Source organism: Palleronia marisminoris (genome assembly GCF_900172315.1).
GTDB classification, from domain to species: domain Bacteria; phylum Pseudomonadota; class Alphaproteobacteria; order Rhodobacterales; family Rhodobacteraceae; genus Palleronia; species Palleronia marisminoris.
Genome location: NZ_FWFV01000001.1, coordinates 496,005 through 511,396, shown reverse-complemented (window position 1 = coordinate 511,396; position 15,392 = coordinate 496,005). Strand labels below are relative to the sequence as shown.

Below are 15,392 nucleotides of genomic sequence, written 5' to 3'. Positions count from 1 at the left end.
CTGGTTACTCGGCAGGTCGTGCGGGCGGAGGGCGGCGGAAGATCTCCCTAAACATGCCCGGCGTCAGAATGGAAAGCGGATTGACCCCCACCTGCGGCTGCGAAACCGGCCCCTGCAAGGTGAAATTGACGCCGAACAGCCCTTCGCCCTGCCGGGTGAAGATCGAGCCGATCCGGTTCAGCAGGTAGATCGGCGACACCACCCCCTGCATGTCGAGCCGCTTGTTCACCGTGTCATAGACCCCGTCCATGGACAGCCCCAGCGACGCCCCCGTGGCCGAGGACCGGTAGAGCGTGATCTGCTGCGGCGAGACGCGGAACTCGGCCGAGACGTCCTCGAACGGGATGCCGCGGGTTTCCAGCTGCTCCAGCAGACCGACGACCGAGATCGCGCTGAGCAATTCCGCGATGGCGGGCGCGTCGCGCAGAAGCGGGTTCGTCACGCGGGCCTGCCCCTCGTATGTGCCGGCATCGCCCGTGGGACGCAGGATCAGGTCGAGCTGCCCGCCCTGCACCCGGTCCACCAGCCCCGCGTCGCGCAGAAGTGCGCCCGCGTCCTGGGTCTGGACCCGGATCGCGGTGCCGCGCGCCTCGCCGACCAACGCGCCGGTGACCTCGGTCCCGCCATTCACGCGGCCGCGGAACTCGCCCGACAGCGCCACACCCGGCGCCAGGTCGATGGCCGCGTCGCGCAGCGCGATCGTGTCGGTCAGAGTGACCTCGTCGAGCCGCAGGGACACCGGCCCACGCGCGGTGCCGCTGCCGCCCCCGCCACTGCCACTGCCACTGCCACTGCCACCACCGAGCTGGGCGCGGCGCAGGTCAACGCTGCCCGAGGGGACGGTGATGGCGACCGGCCGCCCGTTCCCCTGCGCGGCGATCGTCACCGCGCCCTCGAACCAGTCCCCCAGCACCACCCGGTCGAGCGTCAGGGCGCGAAAGCGGGTGCCGTCCTGCAGGTCGACGCGGCCGCGCGCGGAAAGGCCCGGCGCTTCCAGTTGCAGCCGGTCCACCACGGGCGTGGCCCCAAGCGTCGCTTGCAGCTCGAAGGTTCCGGTGCGGTCGGGCGGCTTGCTCCAGTTCACCGCGCTCACGGCGAGAGCCAGACCCGACAGGTCGGAGCGCGCGGTGAGGCGGGGGGCGGTGTCGGGGGCGAGCGCGATCTCGATCTCGGCGGTGCCGCTGCCCGACAGCAGCCCGTCGGGCAGCGCCACGCCGAGTGTGGCGAGGCTTTCCGCCGAGACGGTGGCGCGGCCGGAGACCGTGCCGCGCCCCCGATCCTCGCCCGACAGCGCCTGCTGCCACGCCCCGTCGAACGGCACCCCGTCGAACTGCGCACGCCCCTCGACCCGGATGCGGTCGCGGTCGACCGAAACCTCCATCCGGTCGGCGGTGATCGTCCGACCCGCGACCAAGGTGTCGGATTGCAGATCCGTCAGCGTCCCGTCGGAGGTGAACGAGATTTCCTCGGGCTTCACCCCTTTCTTCAGGGGCAGGGTGATCGTGGTGGTGGCGCTCAGATGACCTTGGGCAAGGTCCGGCGTGCGGCCGGCCTTGGACAGGAAACTCAGCGGCTCGCTGTCGATCAGTGCGAGGACCGAGGGCAGGGGGCCGTCCGAAACGATCTCGATCTGGCCCTGCGAAGGGCGTTCTCGGATATCGGGGATCACGAAGGTGGTGCCCGTCAGGTCGACCGGCGCGCGGTCCTCGGGGGTCATGCGGCCCGATGCGACGCGCAGGGCGAAACGGAAATCGTCGAGCGTGGCGAAGCCCGAGGCGTCGGTGACGGGGGGCAGGAAGGGAACTGCAAGGGTCGTAGCGTCCTCGAACGCGAAGCTGACATTGGCTTCGGGCTTTTCGGCCTCGGGGCGCTGGCGCAACACCACGACCGGGTCGACGGCGGTGCCCGCGCCGACCCGGTCGAGGAAGAACTGCCGCGCCTTCCGCGCCACGGGCTTGGGCCAGTAGCGCCGCAAGCGTTCGGCCGTCATCCGCTCGGCGGTCAGGCTCAGATCGACCGACCAGCCGTCCTCCCCGGCCCAGGCGCGCGCGTCGCCGGTCAGCGCGTCGCGGGTCCCTTCGGTGTCGAGCGACAGGCTGTAGGCGCCGACGTCCACCGTGAACGGGTCCAGCCGGATGCGCATGTCGAGCGTCCCGCCCAGCGCCGAGACCGGCTCGGGGAAGAGGGCGGGCGTGTCGAGCCGCAGTTCCTCCACGTTCAGCTGGGCGATCAGCGCGTTGGGGAAGCCGTCCGGTCCGATCTCGTCCAGGTAGGCTTGGCCGCTCAACCGGCCCGAGCCGTCGGCGGCGTCGATCGACACCTCGCGCAGCGCGATGCGGCGGGTGGCCGGATCGAAGGTCAGCGCGGCGCGGGCGTGCTGGAAGTCCAGCGGCGGTGTCCCCCTGCGCGGGTCGAGCGATCCGGCCCCGATCTCGAGCGTGGCGGACAGCTCTTGCAGAGCACCCTCGGCCCCCAGCGTCGTCGCAAGCTGGCCCGAGATCGGCGCGTCCAGGACCGACAGCACCGCGAGGGCCGGCGATTGCGCGGCGATATCGGCGGCGGCGACCCGGTCGAACTCGGCCTCGAGCCGGGCGCCGGAATCGCCCGAGCGCGTGGACAGCGCGATCCGTGCGCGGGCCAGATCCTCGGTGCCGTTGAAGATCTCGGCGTCGAGGTCGAAGGTCAGCCCCTCGGCGCCCCGCGTCAGCGCCGCGCTGCCATCGGTGACCTGCCAGACCCGGTTCGCGCGGGCGTCCTCGAGCGTGATCTCGGCGCCGGTCAGTTCGACCCGCTCGACCCGGTCGAGCGGCGGGCGGTCGAGCGCCCCCTCGACCAGGTCCAGAAGGGCGCCGGGGCTGTCGGCGATGAACTCGCCCCCGCTGCCGAAGCTGAGCGCGAACCGTCCCTCGGCATCCCGCCGCAGGACCAGCCGCGCGCCGTTCACCCGCAGGATGCTGGGGGCCACGCGCCCCGACAGCGCAGCCGCGGTGTCGAAGGCCAGACCCACCTCGGACACGCGCGCGATCTCGCCGCCATCGGGCGCCGAGACGCGCACATCCTCGAGCCGCAGCCGCGGCACGAGGGGGCGGTCGAGCCCGACCGACACCGTGCCCAGATCCACGTCCACCCCGGCGGCCCGCGCATCGATCCGGGACTCGATCGCCGCGACCACCACCGCCGGCAGGGCGATCCGCTCGCCGCTGGCCACCAGCATGGCAGCCACTGCCACGATCGCCACGGCAAAGCCCACCGCAAGCAGAACACCCGTGCGGATCACATGCGCGCCGGCGCGCCCCGCGGTGTGAATCCGCTTGATCATGGCGCGCAACCTGACCCGTTTTCCTCCCGTTGGCCACGCCTCCCGACCCCACGACGGATTGCCTTTCCGTGATCGCGCTGCATCTGGCTGCGGGACATCACAAGGAGACATACCGATGGAGCTGACCGGCCAGCCTGCCCCCGAAATCGACCTGCCCCGCGACGGCGGAGACACCGTGAGCCTGTCGCAGATCGACGGCCCCGTCGTCCTGTTCTTCTATCCCCGCGCCGACACGCCCGGCTGCACCACCGAGGCCAAGGGCTTCACCGATGCCGCCGACGCCTTCGCCGAGGCCGGCGTGACCGTTCTGGGCGTGTCCAAGGACCCGGTGAGCAAGCAGGACAAGTTCCGCGACAAGCACGGGTTGACCATCGCCCTGCTGTCGGACGAGGAGGGCGACGTCAGCGAGCGCTACGGCACTTGGGTCGAGAAGAACATGTACGGCAAGACCTCGATGGGGATCGAGCGCTCGACCTTCCTGATCGGCGCCGACAAGTCGGTGGTGCGCGAGTGGCGCAAGGTGAAGGTGCCCGGCCACGTGGACGAGGTGCTCGAGGCCGCGCGGGCGCTGTGACGGCGCGAACCGGCGCAGAGGCGTCGGTGTTGGAACAGATGGGGCGGCAGGGGTCCGCGTAACCGGGCCCGCACACGACAGGAGGAACGAATGTTCGCGGTAATCGGCAGCGCCTGGGCGCTGTTTCTCGGCATGGGCCTGCTGATGATCGGCAACGGGATGCAGGGGACGCTTCTGGGCATCCGGGGCGACATCGAGGGCTTCTCGACCTTCGAGATGTCGTTCGTCATGGCCGCCTACTTCGCGGGCTTCCTCGGTGGCTCGCAACTGGCGCCCGAGATGATCCGCCGGGTCGGCCACGTCCGGGTCTTCGCGGCGCTTGCCTCGTTCATCTCGGCTGTGCTGATCCTCTATCCCTCCGTGACCGAGCCATGGGCTTGGATCGCGCTGCGCATCATCATCGGCTTCTCCTTCTCGGGCGTCTACGTCACCGCCGAGAGCTGGCTCAACAATGCCACCACCGCCGAGAACCGGGGGCAGGCGCTGTCGCTGTACATGATCGTGCAGATGGGCGGCATCGTGACCGCGCAGTCGCTGGTGGCAGCGGGCGACCCGTCGGGCTTCATCCTCTTCGTGATCCCGTCAGTGCTGGTGTCGCTGTCCTTCGCGCCGATTCTTCTGTCGATCTCGCCCACGCCGCCCTTCGACACGACCAAACCGATGAGCCTGAGGCGGCTCTTCCATTCCTCGCCGCTGGGATGCGTGGGAATGATCCTCAACGGGGGCATGTACTCCGCGCAGTTCGGCATGGCTTCGGTCTACGGCGCGCAGGCGGGGCTGAGCGTGCCCGAGATCTCGACCTTCATCGGCGCGATCTTCCTGGGTGGCCTGTTGTTCCAGTACCCGGTGGGCTGGATCTCGGACCGGATCGACCGGCGGGTGCTGATCCTCGGGTGTTCGGTCGTGGGAACCATTGCCTGCCTGCTGGGGGTGATCCTGACGCCCAGCTTTACTGTCCTGACTACCGTGGGCTTCGTGGCAGGTGGGATGATCAACCCGCTCTATTCGCTGCTGATCGCGTACACGGCCGATTACCTCGATTACGAGGACATGAGCGCCGCATCGGGCGGCCTCGTGTTCATGAACGGCCTCGGGGCGATCGCGGGGCCGGTCATCATCGGTGGCCTGATGACGGCACTGGGCCCGAGCGGCTTCTGGCTTTTCCTGACGGTGCTACTGGCCGCCCTTGCGGGCTACGCGGGCTACCGCATGACGTGCCGCGCAGCGCCGGCCGTGGACGAGACAGCCCCCTACGTGTCCTTCTCGCCGTCGGGCTCTTCCGTCGGTGTCATCGCCGGCGCCGAATGGGCCGAGGCGCAACAGGACGAGGACGCCGAGGAGAGCTGACGCATTCGTTCCGTTGCGTCATGCCGGAAGCGCGCTACGCTCATGCTCAAGCGAAGATGATGAAAGGAGTGTCGTGATGACACCCGATGACGTTCTTGCCTTCTGGCTCGACGAGGTCGGCCCGAAAGGCTGGTATGGCGGCGGCGAGGAGCTGGACCAGACCTGCCGCGACCGCTTCGGGGATCTGTGGGCCGAGGCCACCGAGGGCGGGCTCGGCCTGTGGCTGACCTATCCGAGCGGCGTGCTGGCCTACGTGATCCTCACTGACCAGCTGCCGCGCAACATGTGGCGCGGCACCGCGCAAAGCTTCCAGATGGACTCCGCGGCGCTTGCAGCGTCGAAGGCGGCCATCGGCAAGGGTTGGGATCTGAAGATCGACCCGCCGGGGCGGCAGTTCTTCTACATGCCGATGATGCATTCCGAGAACCTCAGCGACCAGGACCGCTGCGTGCGGCTGTTCCACACCCGGATGCCCGAGGAAGAAGAGAACATCCTCCACGCCAAGGCGCATCGCGAGGTGATCCGTCGCTTCGGCCGCTTCCCCTATCGCAACGAGGCCCTGTCCCGCAAAACGAAGCCGGCCGAGGCCGACTTCCTTGCCGATGGCGGCTACGGCGCCGTGGTGCGCGAGACACGCGCGGCGGCGGCCTGAGGCACGGTCGGAACCGGTACCGGTGCTTTCCGTTGGCCCAACAACGGAAAATGGAGAAATCCCATGAAGAGCACCTGGGCCGCCCTTGCCCTGATCGTGGCAGGACTCGTTATCGTCCTCATGCGCCCGGCCTTCCTGGCGGACGGCCAGGATGTCTCGGTCTACTCCTTCTCGGGTACCGTCGTGCCCTGGCTCGGCTGGATCCTGTTGGCCGCGGGCGTTGTGATGGCCGTCGTCGCGTTCATCCGCGCGCGCAAGAAGAAGAACGCTCGCCGCTGACGCGCGATCCGGGCTTGTCACGAGCGCCCGAGAGGTGTTCGTGGCGGGCATGACGCCGCGCTCCGACTGGTCCCTCATCCTTGTCCTGTTCACCGCGGGGCTCTTCGCCGCCTGGCAGTTCGGCAAGGTGGCGCTGATCCTTCCCGAGATCGCAGCGACCTACGCCCGCGCACCCGAATCCGCCGCCTGGCTGGTGTCGGTCGTGGGGATCGTTGGCATCCTGCTGGGCGCGGTCGGAGGAAACCTCGTCGCCGGCTTCGGGGCGCGGCGCGTGCTGCTCTTCGCACTGTGGCTGGGGGCGGGGCTGTCTGCCGTTCAGGCCATCGGCCTGCCGTTCCCCGCGCTCGCCCTCACGCGGGTGGCCGAGGGGCTGTCGCATCTTCTGATCGTCATCGCGGCGCCGGTCCTGATCGCGGGCGCCGCAAGCGACGGCGGCCGGTCCATGGCAATGGGGCTCTGGGCCACCTTCTTCGGCGTCGCCTTCGCGCTGGGGGCGGTGCTGTTCCCGGCCGTCGTCGCAGCGGTCGGGGTGCCGGGGCTGTTCGTCGCGCACGCGGCGGGGTTCGCGGCGCTCGCCCTGATCCTGTCGCCGCGACTGGCGCGGCAACCGCGGATGCCCCTGGGGGCGGACATCGTGGCGCAGCATCTGCGCATCTACGGCTCTCCGCGCCGGGCGATGCCGGCGCTGTGCTTCGTCTTCTATACCGTCCTCTTCGTCGCGCTGGTCACCCTGATTCCCGTTGCCCTCCACCGCCCCGGGCTGGCGGCGGTGCTGCCGCTGGTCAGCCTGTCGGGCACCTTCGCGGCCGGGTGGCTTGCCAAGCGGGGCGGAGCGACGCGCGTTCTGATGCTGGGGTTCGTCGGATGCCTTCTGTCGCTCGGGTTGATCTGGGCCGGCGCGGTCTGGGGCGTCTTCGTACTGTTCGCGACCATGGGCCTGTTGCCCGGCGCCGCCTTCGCCCTGATCCCCGAGCTGAACGCCAGCGTCCCCGACCGCGCGCTGGCCACGGGCGGCATCGCGCAGATGGGAAACGTCGGCACGACACTGGGCACGCCGGTCTTCGCGATGCTGCTGGCGACAGGGGGCGAGGCCGGGATGTGGGGCGGAGTCGCGTTGTTCTCGGTGGCCGGGCTTGCGGTCACGGCTTGGCTCGCCCATCTCGTGCGGAGGGAACGGACAGGGGTCGTTCCCGTTTAGTTCCATTTTTAGATTGGCGCGGGTCCGGCGCGGGCCTATGTAGGTGCCGAACGCGAACCTAGGGGGTTCTCCATGGCCGAACTGAAGAAGATCGTGGTTCGCGGCGCCCGCGAGCACAATCTCAAGAACATCGACGTGGACATCCCGCGCGACGAGCTGGTGGTGATCACCGGCCTGTCGGGGTCGGGCAAGTCGTCGCTGGCCTTCGACACGATCTATGCCGAGGGGCAGCGCCGGTACGTCGAATCGCTGTCGGCCTATGCGCGGCAGTTCCTCGACATGATGCAGAAGCCGGACGTGGACCATATCAGCGGCCTGTCCCCGGCGATCTCGATCGAGCAGAAGACGACGTCGAAGAACCCCCGTTCGACCGTCGGCACCGTGACCGAGATCTACGACTACATGCGCTTGCTTTTCGCGCGCGCCGGCACCCCCTACAGCCCCGTCACCGGCAAGCCCATCGAGGCGCAACAGGTGCAGGACATGGTCGATACGGTCATGCGGATGGAGGACGGCACCCGCGGCTTCCTGCTGGCCCCGATCATCCGCGACCGGAAGGGCGAGTACCGCAAGGAGTTCCTGGAACTGCGCAAGCAGGGCTTCCAGCGGGTGAAGGTGGACGGCACCTTCTATGACCTCGACGAGCCGCCGACGCTCGACAAGAAGTTTCGCCACGACATCGACGTGGTCGTGGACCGGATCGTGGTGCGCGAGGGGCTGGAGACGCGGCTGGCGGACTCGTTCCGCACCGCGTTGGACCTCGCCAACGGGATCGCGATCCTCGAAACCGCGCCGCGCGAGGATGAGGGCGAGGTCGAGCGCATCACGTTTTCGGAAAACTTCGCCTGTCCCGTCTCGGGTTTCACCATCCCCGAAATCGAGCCGCGCCTGTTCTCGTTCAACGCCCCCACCGGCGCCTGCCCGGCCTGCGACGGCCTGGGCGTCGAGCTGTTCTTCGACCCCGCGCTGGTGGTGCCCGACCAGAATCTGAAGATCAGCGACGGTGCCATCGCGCCTTGGCGCAAGGGAAAGTCGCCGTACTTCACCCAGACGATCCAGGCGATGGCCAAGCATTACGGCTTTTCCACCGCAACGAAGTGGAAGGATCTCGACGACAAGGTGAAGGAGGTGTTCCTCTTCGGGTCGGGCGAGGAAGAGATCAAGTTCCGCTACGACGAGGGCGGCCGCGTCTACACGGTCGAGCGCACCTTCGAAGGCGTCCTGCCGAACATGGAGCGTCGCTACCGCGAAACCGACTCGGCCTGGATCCGTGAAGAGTTCGAGCGCTACCAGAACAACCGCCCCTGCGAGGCCTGCGGCGGCTACCGCCTGCGCCCCGAGGCGTTGGCGGTAAAGATTGCCGGCCACCATGTCGGCGAGGTGGTCGAGAAATCCATCGGCCAGGCGCTGGAATGGTGCGAGACCGTGCCCGCCTCGCTTTCAGCCCAGAAGAACGAGATCGCCCGCGCCATCCTGAAGGAGATCCGCGAGCGGGTCGGCTTCCTGAACAATGTGGGCCTCGAATACCTGACCCTGTCGCGCAACGCTGGCACGCTGTCTGGCGGCGAGTCGCAGCGAATCCGGCTGGCGTCGCAGATCGGGAGCGGACTGACGGGCGTGCTGTATGTGCTCGACGAGCCCTCCATCGGCCTCCACCAGCGCGACAACGACCGGCTTCTGACCACGCTGAAGAACCTGCGCGACCAGGGCAACACCGTGATCGTGGTCGAACACGACGAAGAGGCGATCCGCGAGGCGGATTATGTCCTGGATATCGGCCCGGGCGCGGGTGTCCATGGCGGCCATGTCATCGCCGCCGGCACCCCGCAGGAGATCATGGACAATCCCGCCTCGGTCACCGGTGACTACCTTGCCGGCCGCCGCGAGATCGGCGTTCCGGCCGAGCGACGGAAGGGCAACAAGAAGAAGGTGACCGTCGTGAAGGCGCACGGCAACAACCTTCAGGACGTCACGGTCGACTTCCCCTTGGGCAAGTTCGTCTGCGTCACCGGCGTCTCGGGTGGCGGCAAGTCCACGCTGACGATCGAGACGCTGTTCAAGACGGCCTCCATGCGGCTGAATGGAGCGCGCCACACGCCGGCGCCCTGCGAAACGATCAAGGGGCTTGAGCATCTCGACAAGGTCATCGACATCGACCAGCGCCCCATCGGCCGCACACCGCGCTCGAACCCCGCCACCTATACCGGCGCCTTCACCCCGATCCGCGACTGGTTCGCGGGTCTGCCCGAGGCGAAGGCCCGCGGCTACAAGCCCGGCCGTTTCTCGTTCAACGTCAAGGGCGGACGCTGCGAGGCCTGCCAGGGCGACGGGGTCATCAAGATCGAGATGCACTTCCTTCCCGACGTCTACGTCACCTGCGAAACCTGCGGCGGCGCCCGCTACAACCGCGAGACGCTGGAAATCAAGTTCAAGGGCAAGAGCATAGCTGACGTTCTTGATATGACGGTGGAAGATGCGCAGAACTTCTTCACGGCGGTCCCCTCGATCCGCGAGAAGATGGACGCGCTGGTCCGCGTCGGGCTCGGCTACATCAAGGTGGGCCAGCAGGCGACGACGCTATCGGGTGGCGAGGCGCAGCGCGTGAAGCTGTCGAAGGAACTGGCACGACGGTCCACGGGTCGGACGCTCTACATTCTCGACGAGCCCACGACGGGCCTGCATTTCGAGGACGTGAAGAAGCTGCTCGAGGTGCTGCACGAGCTGGTGGACCAAGGCAACTCGGTCGTGGTGATCGAGCATAACCTCGACGTCATCAAGACCGCCGACTGGCTGGTGGATATCGGCCCCGAGGGCGGCACCGGCGGAGGCAACCTTGTCGCGACCGGCACGCCCGAGGACGTGGCCGAGGTCGAGGCGTCGCATACGGGGCGCTACCTCAAGCCGATGCTGATGTCGCGGAAGGTCGCGGCCGAATAGGCCGGATCACCAGATCAGGACGTCGGACACGGCCCACACCTCGATGACTTCGCGGGTGTCGCGGCGAATGGTGTAGATGAACTCGTTGGTGCGGACGTAGCACGTCTCGCCCCCCAGCGTGGGCAGATCGATGCCGGGATAGCCGTCGGCAACCTTCAGACGGGCGGGCACCGTATCGCCGACCGCATAGGCCGGCTGCGTGTGATTTTCGGCCGGCACCGGGTGCGCCAGCAATGCCAGGGACAGGACCGAAGCGATAGCGGCGACGCGCATCATGGGGAAACCCGGGCAATGATGCGGCGCGTCTCGAAATCCGCTTTGTAGATCGCCGGACCGAACCGGAAATACGCCCAGCCGTCCCGCGCGGGGGGCAAGCCCAGATAGTCGGTGCCGATGACGGTCATCGCGTCGCGCGGAAGCCGGTCTCCCGGCGTCAGGCCGCTCTCGGCGACCTGGGTCGGGGCTGAGACGAACTTGGCCGTCGTCTCGGCCCCGCGAATCCCGTCGCCGGGGACGCAGACCTTCCGGGCCCCGTCCATTTCGCACGCGGCGTGGGCGGGGGCGGTCAGCAGGGTCAGGATGAGACAAACGTGGCGCATGACGGCGAAACGGACGCCTCAAGCCGTCGGTTCCGTCACGCGGCGAGGCGAAGCCATACAGGTACGTGATCCGACGGCTTCTCGCGGGCGCGCAGATCGGCCTCGATCCAGCACTCTTCCAGCAGGTCGGCGGCTTGCGGGGTCAGCAGGTGGTGGTCGATGCGGATGCCGTCGTTCCGGTTCCACGCGCCGGCCTGGTAGTCCCAGAACGAGTAATGCCCCCCGGCCCGTGTCTGGACCCGCAGCGCGTCCGTCAGGCCCGCACCGTGGACCAGCCGGCGGAACGCCGCACGGGTGTCGGGCAGGGCGAGGGCGTCCGTCACCCAGGCCTCGGGGCGGGCAGCGTCGCGTGCCTCTGGAATGACGTTGTAGTCGCCGCAGAAGACGGCGGGTTCCTCGGTCGCAATGATCTCGGTGACGCGGATGCGCAGACGCTCCAACCAGCCCAGCTTGTAGTCGTATTTCGGCCCCGGCGCGGGGTTGCCGTTGGGAAGGTACAGGCAGGCGACGCGGACGGCCCGCTCGCCGATCACGGTGGCCTCGATGTAGCGGGCGTGGTCGTCGGCCTCGTCCCCGGGCAATCCGCGGGTCACGTCCTCGAGCGGGAGCTTCGACAGGATGGCGACCCCGTTGAAGGATTTCTGCCCGTGGGTGTGGACCGTGTAGCCCAGATCCTCGATCTGCTCGCGCGGGAAGGTCTCGTCCGCGGACTTGATCTCCTGCAGGCAGGCCACGTCGGGCGCGGATTCGGCCAGCCAGTCCAGAAGCACGGGCAGGCGGGCCTTGACCCCGTTGATGTTGAAGGTCGCGATTTTCATGCCTGACGGCCCTATCCGAAGTTAGACCTCAGGTGAAGCCGTAGCGGGCCTGCTCACATCGCGAAGCTGGTTCCGCAGCCGCAGGAGCTGGTCGCGTTCGGGTTGTCGATGGTGAACCGCGCGCCGATGAGTTCTTCGGTGAAGTCGATCACCGCGCCCGTCAGGAAGGGCAGGGAGATCTGGTCGACCAGCACACGCTCTCCGTCCTTTTCGAGGATCAGGTCGTCGTCTTCGGGGGCGTCGAGCTTGATCTCGTATTGGAAGCCCGAGCAGCCGCCGCCCTCGACGGCGACGCGCAGGGCTTGGCCCTGGGCGGCCGCTCCGATCTCGGAGAGGCGGGCGAAGGCGCGGTCGGTGACTTTCGGGGGCAGGTTCATGGTTCGATCCGCCTGTATTTCCTGAGGTTCCCCGGATATATGGCACGCGGCCCCGCCGAACAAGGAGCGTCCCCCCGTGACCGCGACATACGCCTCCCGTCCCGAGGACAGCCGCGGGCGGCTGTTCCCCGAGAGTTACTCGACCTTTCGCTCGCCGTTCCAGCGCGACCGGGACCGGATCATCCACGCCAGCGCGTTTCGCCGGCTGAAGCACAAGACGCAGGTCTTCATCGAGCATGAGGGAGACTATTTCCGCACCCGGCTGACCCACTCGATCGAGGTGGCGCAGGTGGCGCGCACCATCGCGGGCGTGCTTGGCCTGAACAGCGACCTGACCGAGGCCGTGGCGCTGGCCCACGACCTGGGCCATCCGCCCTTCGGCCACACGGGCGAGGAGGCGCTGTCGGCGCTGATGGCGCCCTATGGCGGGTTCGACCACAACGCGCAGGCGATCCGCATCGTGACCTCGCTGGAGCGGCACTATGCCGAGTTCGACGGGCTGAACCTGACATGGGAGACGCTCGAGGGGATCGCCAAGCATAACGGACCGGTGGAGGGCAAGGTGCCCTACGCGCTGGCCGAATACGTTGCACGGCACGACCTGGAGCTGTCGACCCACGCGAGCGCCGAGGCGCAGGTGGCGGCACTTGCCGACGACATCGCCTACAACAACCACGACCTGCATGACGGGCTGAGGGCCGAGCTCTTCTCGACCGACGAACTGGCCGAGCTGCCCCTGCTCGACCAGTGTTTCGCGCGCGTGGACGAGCTGTACCCAGGGCTGAACTACTACCGCCGGCGGCACGAGGCGTTGCGGCGGTTCTTCGGCCTGCTGGTCGAGGACGTGATCGCCGAAGCGCAGGCGGCGCTGGCCGAAGTCGCGCCGCGCTCGGCGGACGATGTGCGGCGGGCGGGGCGGCCGGTGGTGCGGTTCTCGCCGGACGTGTGGCAGAAGCTGAAGGTGATCCGCGAGTTCCTGTTCCACCGGATGTACCGCGCGCCTGACGTGGTCCAGATGCGGGCCAAGGTGACGCAGGTGGTCGAAGAGCTGTTTCCCCTGTTCATGGAGCGGACGGACCTGCTGCCCAAGCAATGGCGCAAGGATGTAGAGGAGGCGCAGGGCGAGACCGAGCTTGCGCGCATCGTCCTCGACTACATCGCCGGGATGACCGACCGCTTCGCCATCCAGAGCCACGAGCGCCTTGTCGGCGGTGACCTCGCGAAGGAGATCTGAGGTGCAGGCGATTGTCGCGGTGCTGGCGGGGCTGGTCGCCCTGGTCGTCGCGGCCGATCATGCGGGGCGATGGGTGGCGGCGTTCGACATCCTGGCCCTGGCGCGGGTGCCTGCCGCCGTAGCCCTGCTTATCCTCGGGCTGGCCCTTCCGGGGTGGTGGAGGGTGACGGCGGTCGCAATGGCGGTGGCTGTCCTGATCGCATGGGCCATGCCCCGCTTCACGGCCGGCGAGGTTGGCGCGGCGGACCTCGTTCTCTACCAGAAGAACGTCCTGAGGGGGAATCCCGGGACCGAGGACCTTGCGGAGGACATCCGGCAAAGCGGCGCCGACGTCGTCACCTTGCAGGAGGTCGGCCCGAAGACATCGCGGTTGCTGGAGCTTCTGAAGGACACCTATCCCGTGCAGATCTCCTGCCGCGACAAGTGGCGACATTCCCCGGCCGTCATCTCGCGGTTGCCGGCCACGGGAGAAGAATTGTGCGACCGGGAAGTCGGCATCGCCGCCCTGCAGCTCGAGACGGTGGATGGCCCGGTCTGGGTCGCCTCGGTGCATCTTGGCTATCCCTGGCCCGCAGGCGCGCAGGCCAGCCAGTCCAGGCGGATCACGGAAATGCTGGGCGAACTGGAGGGTCCGGTACTCGTGGCGGGCGATTTCAACAACGTCCCGTGGAGCGGGGCCGTCGCGCGCATCGCCGCGGCGGCTGATGGCCGGCCATTGGCACCGTGGCGGCCGACCCGCTGGCTCAGCATCTTCGCGTTCTCCGAGCGTGTCGTCGGCAGAAAGCCCGGGCCGGCGACCGATCATGGCGAAGGCTGGGTGCCCACCACCATCGATCACGTGATCGCGCCGGGCGGAAGGGTCGAGCGGCGGCCGTTCCTGGGATCGGACCACATGGGCGTGCTCGCGCGGGTACTGCTCAGGCCATGAGGGGAAGCCGACGGGGCTGAACCCGCGGGCGCGTCGGAGGCCTGGGGTCAGGTGCGGAAATGCTTGGCGAGCTTCAGGCCCTGGCCCTGGTAGTTCGAGGCGATCTCGCGCCCGTAGAGCCGCTCGGGGCGTTCGCTCATCCGCTCGTAGACCAGTCGGCCGACAACCTGCCCATGTTCGAGGGCAAAGGGCGCCTCGTGACATCGGACTTCCAGCACGCCGCGCGCCCCGCGCCCTCCCGCGCTGTCATGCCCGAACCCCGGGTCGAAGAACCCGGCATAGTGGACGCGGAACTCGCCGACCATGGCGAGGTAGGGCGCCATCTCGGCGGCGTAGTCTGGCGGGATCGTCACGGCCTCGCGGCTGACGAGGATGTAGAACGCGCCGGGATCGAGGATCAGCCGCCCCTCGGTCGTGCGCAACTCTTCCCAGAACTCCGAGCCGGGATAGTGGCCGATGCGGTCGAGATCGATCACGCCGGTATGGGGCTTGGCGCGGTAGCCGACCAGGTCGCCCTCGGCGGGGCGAAGGTCGACCGAAAAGCCCAGGCCCCCGTCGATCACCGGCTCGCAATCCACCAGCGGCTCGCTGTCGTGGAGCGCGCGCAGGGCGTCGTCGTCGAGCGTGGCCGGTCCGTCGCGGAAGCGGATCTGGTTCAACCGCATTCCCGGCCGCACCAGCACCGAGAACGAGCGGGGGCAGATCTCGGCATAGAGCGGGCCGTCGTAGCCCTCGGGGATCCGGTCGAACTCGGTGCCGTCATCGGCCACCACCCGGGTCAGCAGGTCCAGACGGCCGGTCGAGCTTTTCGCATTCGTCACGGCGCGCAGACCGTGGGGCAGGGCGAGGCGCTCCATCAGCGGGACGAGATATACGCAGCCCTTTTCCAAGACGGCGCCGCGCGACAGGTCGATCTCGTGCATCGAGAATTCAGCCAGCCGGTCGGCCACGCTGCGGCCCCGGCCGGGAAGGAACGACGCGCGGACCCGGTGGGCCACGGCCCCCAGGCGCAGATCGAGCGAAGCGGGTTGTATCTGTGCCGGATCGACGGCGGGATCGGCCGAAAGTGCTCGGGTCTCGATCAGGTGGGCGATCTGCTGGCTGGCGAGCACGCCACTCATCACGATCTT

General features: G+C 68.3%; 14 protein-coding genes. 8 read left to right on the top strand and 6 right to left on the bottom strand.

Annotation, left to right across the window (positions count from 1 at the left end):
• Positions 1-4 precede the first annotated feature (4 nt).
• Positions 5-3,319 carry a YhdP family protein gene (locus PAM7066_RS02540; protein ID WP_085852536.1) on the bottom strand — a complete coding sequence of 1,105 codons (3,315 nt, stop codon included), beginning with the start codon at positions 3,317-3,319 and terminating at the stop codon, positions 5-7.
• Between the two features lie 115 nt (positions 3,320-3,434).
• Between PAM7066_RS02540 and PAM7066_RS02535 the strand changes: the two genes are divergently transcribed.
• The 6 genes from PAM7066_RS02535 to uvrA all read left to right on the top strand — a co-directional run bounded on the left by PAM7066_RS02535 (position 3,435) and on the right by uvrA (position 10,306).
• Positions 3,435-3,893 (top strand): peroxiredoxin, encoded by a 459-nt coding sequence (locus PAM7066_RS02535; protein ID WP_085852535.1) that lies wholly within the window; start codon positions 3,435-3,437, stop codon positions 3,891-3,893.
• A 90-nt stretch (positions 3,894-3,983) separates the two neighbouring features.
• The gene (locus tag PAM7066_RS02530; RefSeq protein ID WP_085852534.1) at positions 3,984-5,240 is read left to right on the top strand and encodes an MFS transporter; all 1,257 of its coding nucleotides are present in this window, start codon (positions 3,984-3,986) and stop codon (positions 5,238-5,240) included.
• Positions 5,241-5,313: 73 nt separating this feature from the next.
• Complete coding sequence (locus tag PAM7066_RS02525; protein ID WP_090928635.1) at positions 5,314-5,892, top strand: DUF924 family protein; 579 nt, start codon at positions 5,314-5,316, stop codon at positions 5,890-5,892.
• A gap of 63 nt (positions 5,893-5,955) precedes the next feature.
• Positions 5,956-6,171 (top strand): hypothetical protein, encoded by a 216-nt coding sequence (locus PAM7066_RS02520; protein WP_085852532.1) that lies wholly within the window; start codon positions 5,956-5,958, stop codon positions 6,169-6,171.
• Between the two features lie 49 nt (positions 6,172-6,220).
• The gene (locus tag PAM7066_RS02515) at positions 6,221-7,369 is read left to right on the top strand and encodes an MFS transporter (RefSeq protein ID WP_090928632.1); all 1,149 of its coding nucleotides are present in this window, start codon (positions 6,221-6,223) and stop codon (positions 7,367-7,369) included.
• Between the two features lie 72 nt (positions 7,370-7,441).
• Positions 7,442-10,306 (top strand): excinuclease ABC subunit UvrA, encoded by a 2,865-nt coding sequence (gene uvrA / locus PAM7066_RS02510; RefSeq protein ID WP_085852530.1) that lies wholly within the window; start codon positions 7,442-7,444, stop codon positions 10,304-10,306.
• Positions 10,307-10,312: 6 nt separating this feature from the next.
• Here the strand turns inward: uvrA and PAM7066_RS02505 are convergent, their stop codons facing one another.
• Genes PAM7066_RS02505 through PAM7066_RS02490 form a run of 4 tightly spaced genes read right to left on the bottom strand, consistent with a single transcriptional unit; the run spans position 10,313 to position 12,100 of the window.
• Positions 10,313-10,582: a hypothetical protein gene (locus PAM7066_RS02505; protein ID WP_085852529.1), complete on the bottom strand. Its 270-nt coding sequence runs from the start codon at positions 10,580-10,582 to the stop codon at positions 10,313-10,315.
• Positions 10,579-10,905 (bottom strand): hypothetical protein, encoded by a 327-nt coding sequence (locus PAM7066_RS02500; protein ID WP_085852528.1) that lies wholly within the window; start codon positions 10,903-10,905, stop codon positions 10,579-10,581. Before PAM7066_RS02500 ends, PAM7066_RS02505 begins: the two co-directional genes overlap by 4 nt.
• A 35-nt stretch (positions 10,906-10,940) precedes the next feature.
• Positions 10,941-11,723: an exodeoxyribonuclease III gene (gene xth / locus PAM7066_RS02495; protein WP_085852527.1), complete on the bottom strand. Its 783-nt coding sequence runs from the start codon at positions 11,721-11,723 to the stop codon at positions 10,941-10,943.
• Between the two features lie 53 nt (positions 11,724-11,776).
• The gene (locus tag PAM7066_RS02490; RefSeq protein WP_085852526.1) at positions 11,777-12,100 is read right to left on the bottom strand and encodes a HesB/IscA family protein; all 324 of its coding nucleotides are present in this window, start codon (positions 12,098-12,100) and stop codon (positions 11,777-11,779) included.
• Positions 12,101-12,176: 76 nt separating this feature from the next.
• On the opposite strand from PAM7066_RS02490, the gene PAM7066_RS02485 reads away from it, so the two are divergent.
• Positions 12,177-13,334, top strand: coding sequence for a deoxyguanosinetriphosphate triphosphohydrolase (locus tag PAM7066_RS02485; RefSeq protein ID WP_085852525.1), 1,158 nt, complete (start codon positions 12,177-12,179; stop codon positions 13,332-13,334).
• A gap of 1 nt (position 13,335) precedes the next feature.
• Positions 13,336-14,262, top strand: a complete 927-nt coding sequence (locus PAM7066_RS02480) for an endonuclease/exonuclease/phosphatase family protein (RefSeq protein ID WP_085852524.1) — start codon at positions 13,336-13,338, stop codon at positions 14,260-14,262.
• 47 nt (positions 14,263-14,309) lie between these two features.
• Here PAM7066_RS02480 and PAM7066_RS02475 read toward each other — a convergent pair whose 3' ends face one another.
• Complete coding sequence (locus PAM7066_RS02475) at positions 14,310-15,383, bottom strand: 2'-deoxycytidine 5'-triphosphate deaminase (RefSeq protein WP_085852523.1); 1,074 nt, start codon at positions 15,381-15,383, stop codon at positions 14,310-14,312.
• Between the last annotated feature and the right edge of the window lie 9 nt (positions 15,384-15,392).

Coding starts and splice junctions, on each gene's coding strand:
- PAM7066_RS02530 (WP_085852534.1), top strand. CDS start 3,984: ATGTTCGCGGTAATCGGCAGCGCCTGGGCGCTGTTTCTCGGCATGGGC.
- PAM7066_RS02520 (WP_085852532.1), top strand. CDS start 5,956: ATGAAGAGCACCTGGGCCGCCCTTGCCCTGATCGTGGCAGGACTCGTT.
- PAM7066_RS02505 (WP_085852529.1), bottom strand. CDS start 10,582: ATGATGCGCGTCGCCGCTATCGCTTCGGTCCTGTCCCTGGCATTGCTG.
- PAM7066_RS02535 (WP_085852535.1), top strand. CDS start 3,435: ATGGAGCTGACCGGCCAGCCTGCCCCCGAAATCGACCTGCCCCGCGAC.
- PAM7066_RS02490 (WP_085852526.1), bottom strand. CDS start 12,100: ATGAACCTGCCCCCGAAAGTCACCGACCGCGCCTTCGCCCGCCTCTCC.
- PAM7066_RS02475 (WP_085852523.1), bottom strand. CDS start 15,383: ATGAGTGGCGTGCTCGCCAGCCAGCAGATCGCCCACCTGATCGAGACC.
- uvrA (WP_085852530.1), top strand. CDS start 7,442: ATGGCCGAACTGAAGAAGATCGTGGTTCGCGGCGCCCGCGAGCACAAT.
- xth (WP_085852527.1), bottom strand. CDS start 11,723: ATGAAAATCGCGACCTTCAACATCAACGGGGTCAAGGCCCGCCTGCCC.
- PAM7066_RS02515 (WP_090928632.1), top strand. CDS start 6,221: ATGACGCCGCGCTCCGACTGGTCCCTCATCCTTGTCCTGTTCACCGCG.
- PAM7066_RS02500 (WP_085852528.1), bottom strand. CDS start 10,905: ATGCGCCACGTTTGTCTCATCCTGACCCTGCTGACCGCCCCCGCCCAC.
- PAM7066_RS02540 (WP_085852536.1), bottom strand. CDS start 3,319: ATGATCAAGCGGATTCACACCGCGGGGCGCGCCGGCGCGCATGTGATC.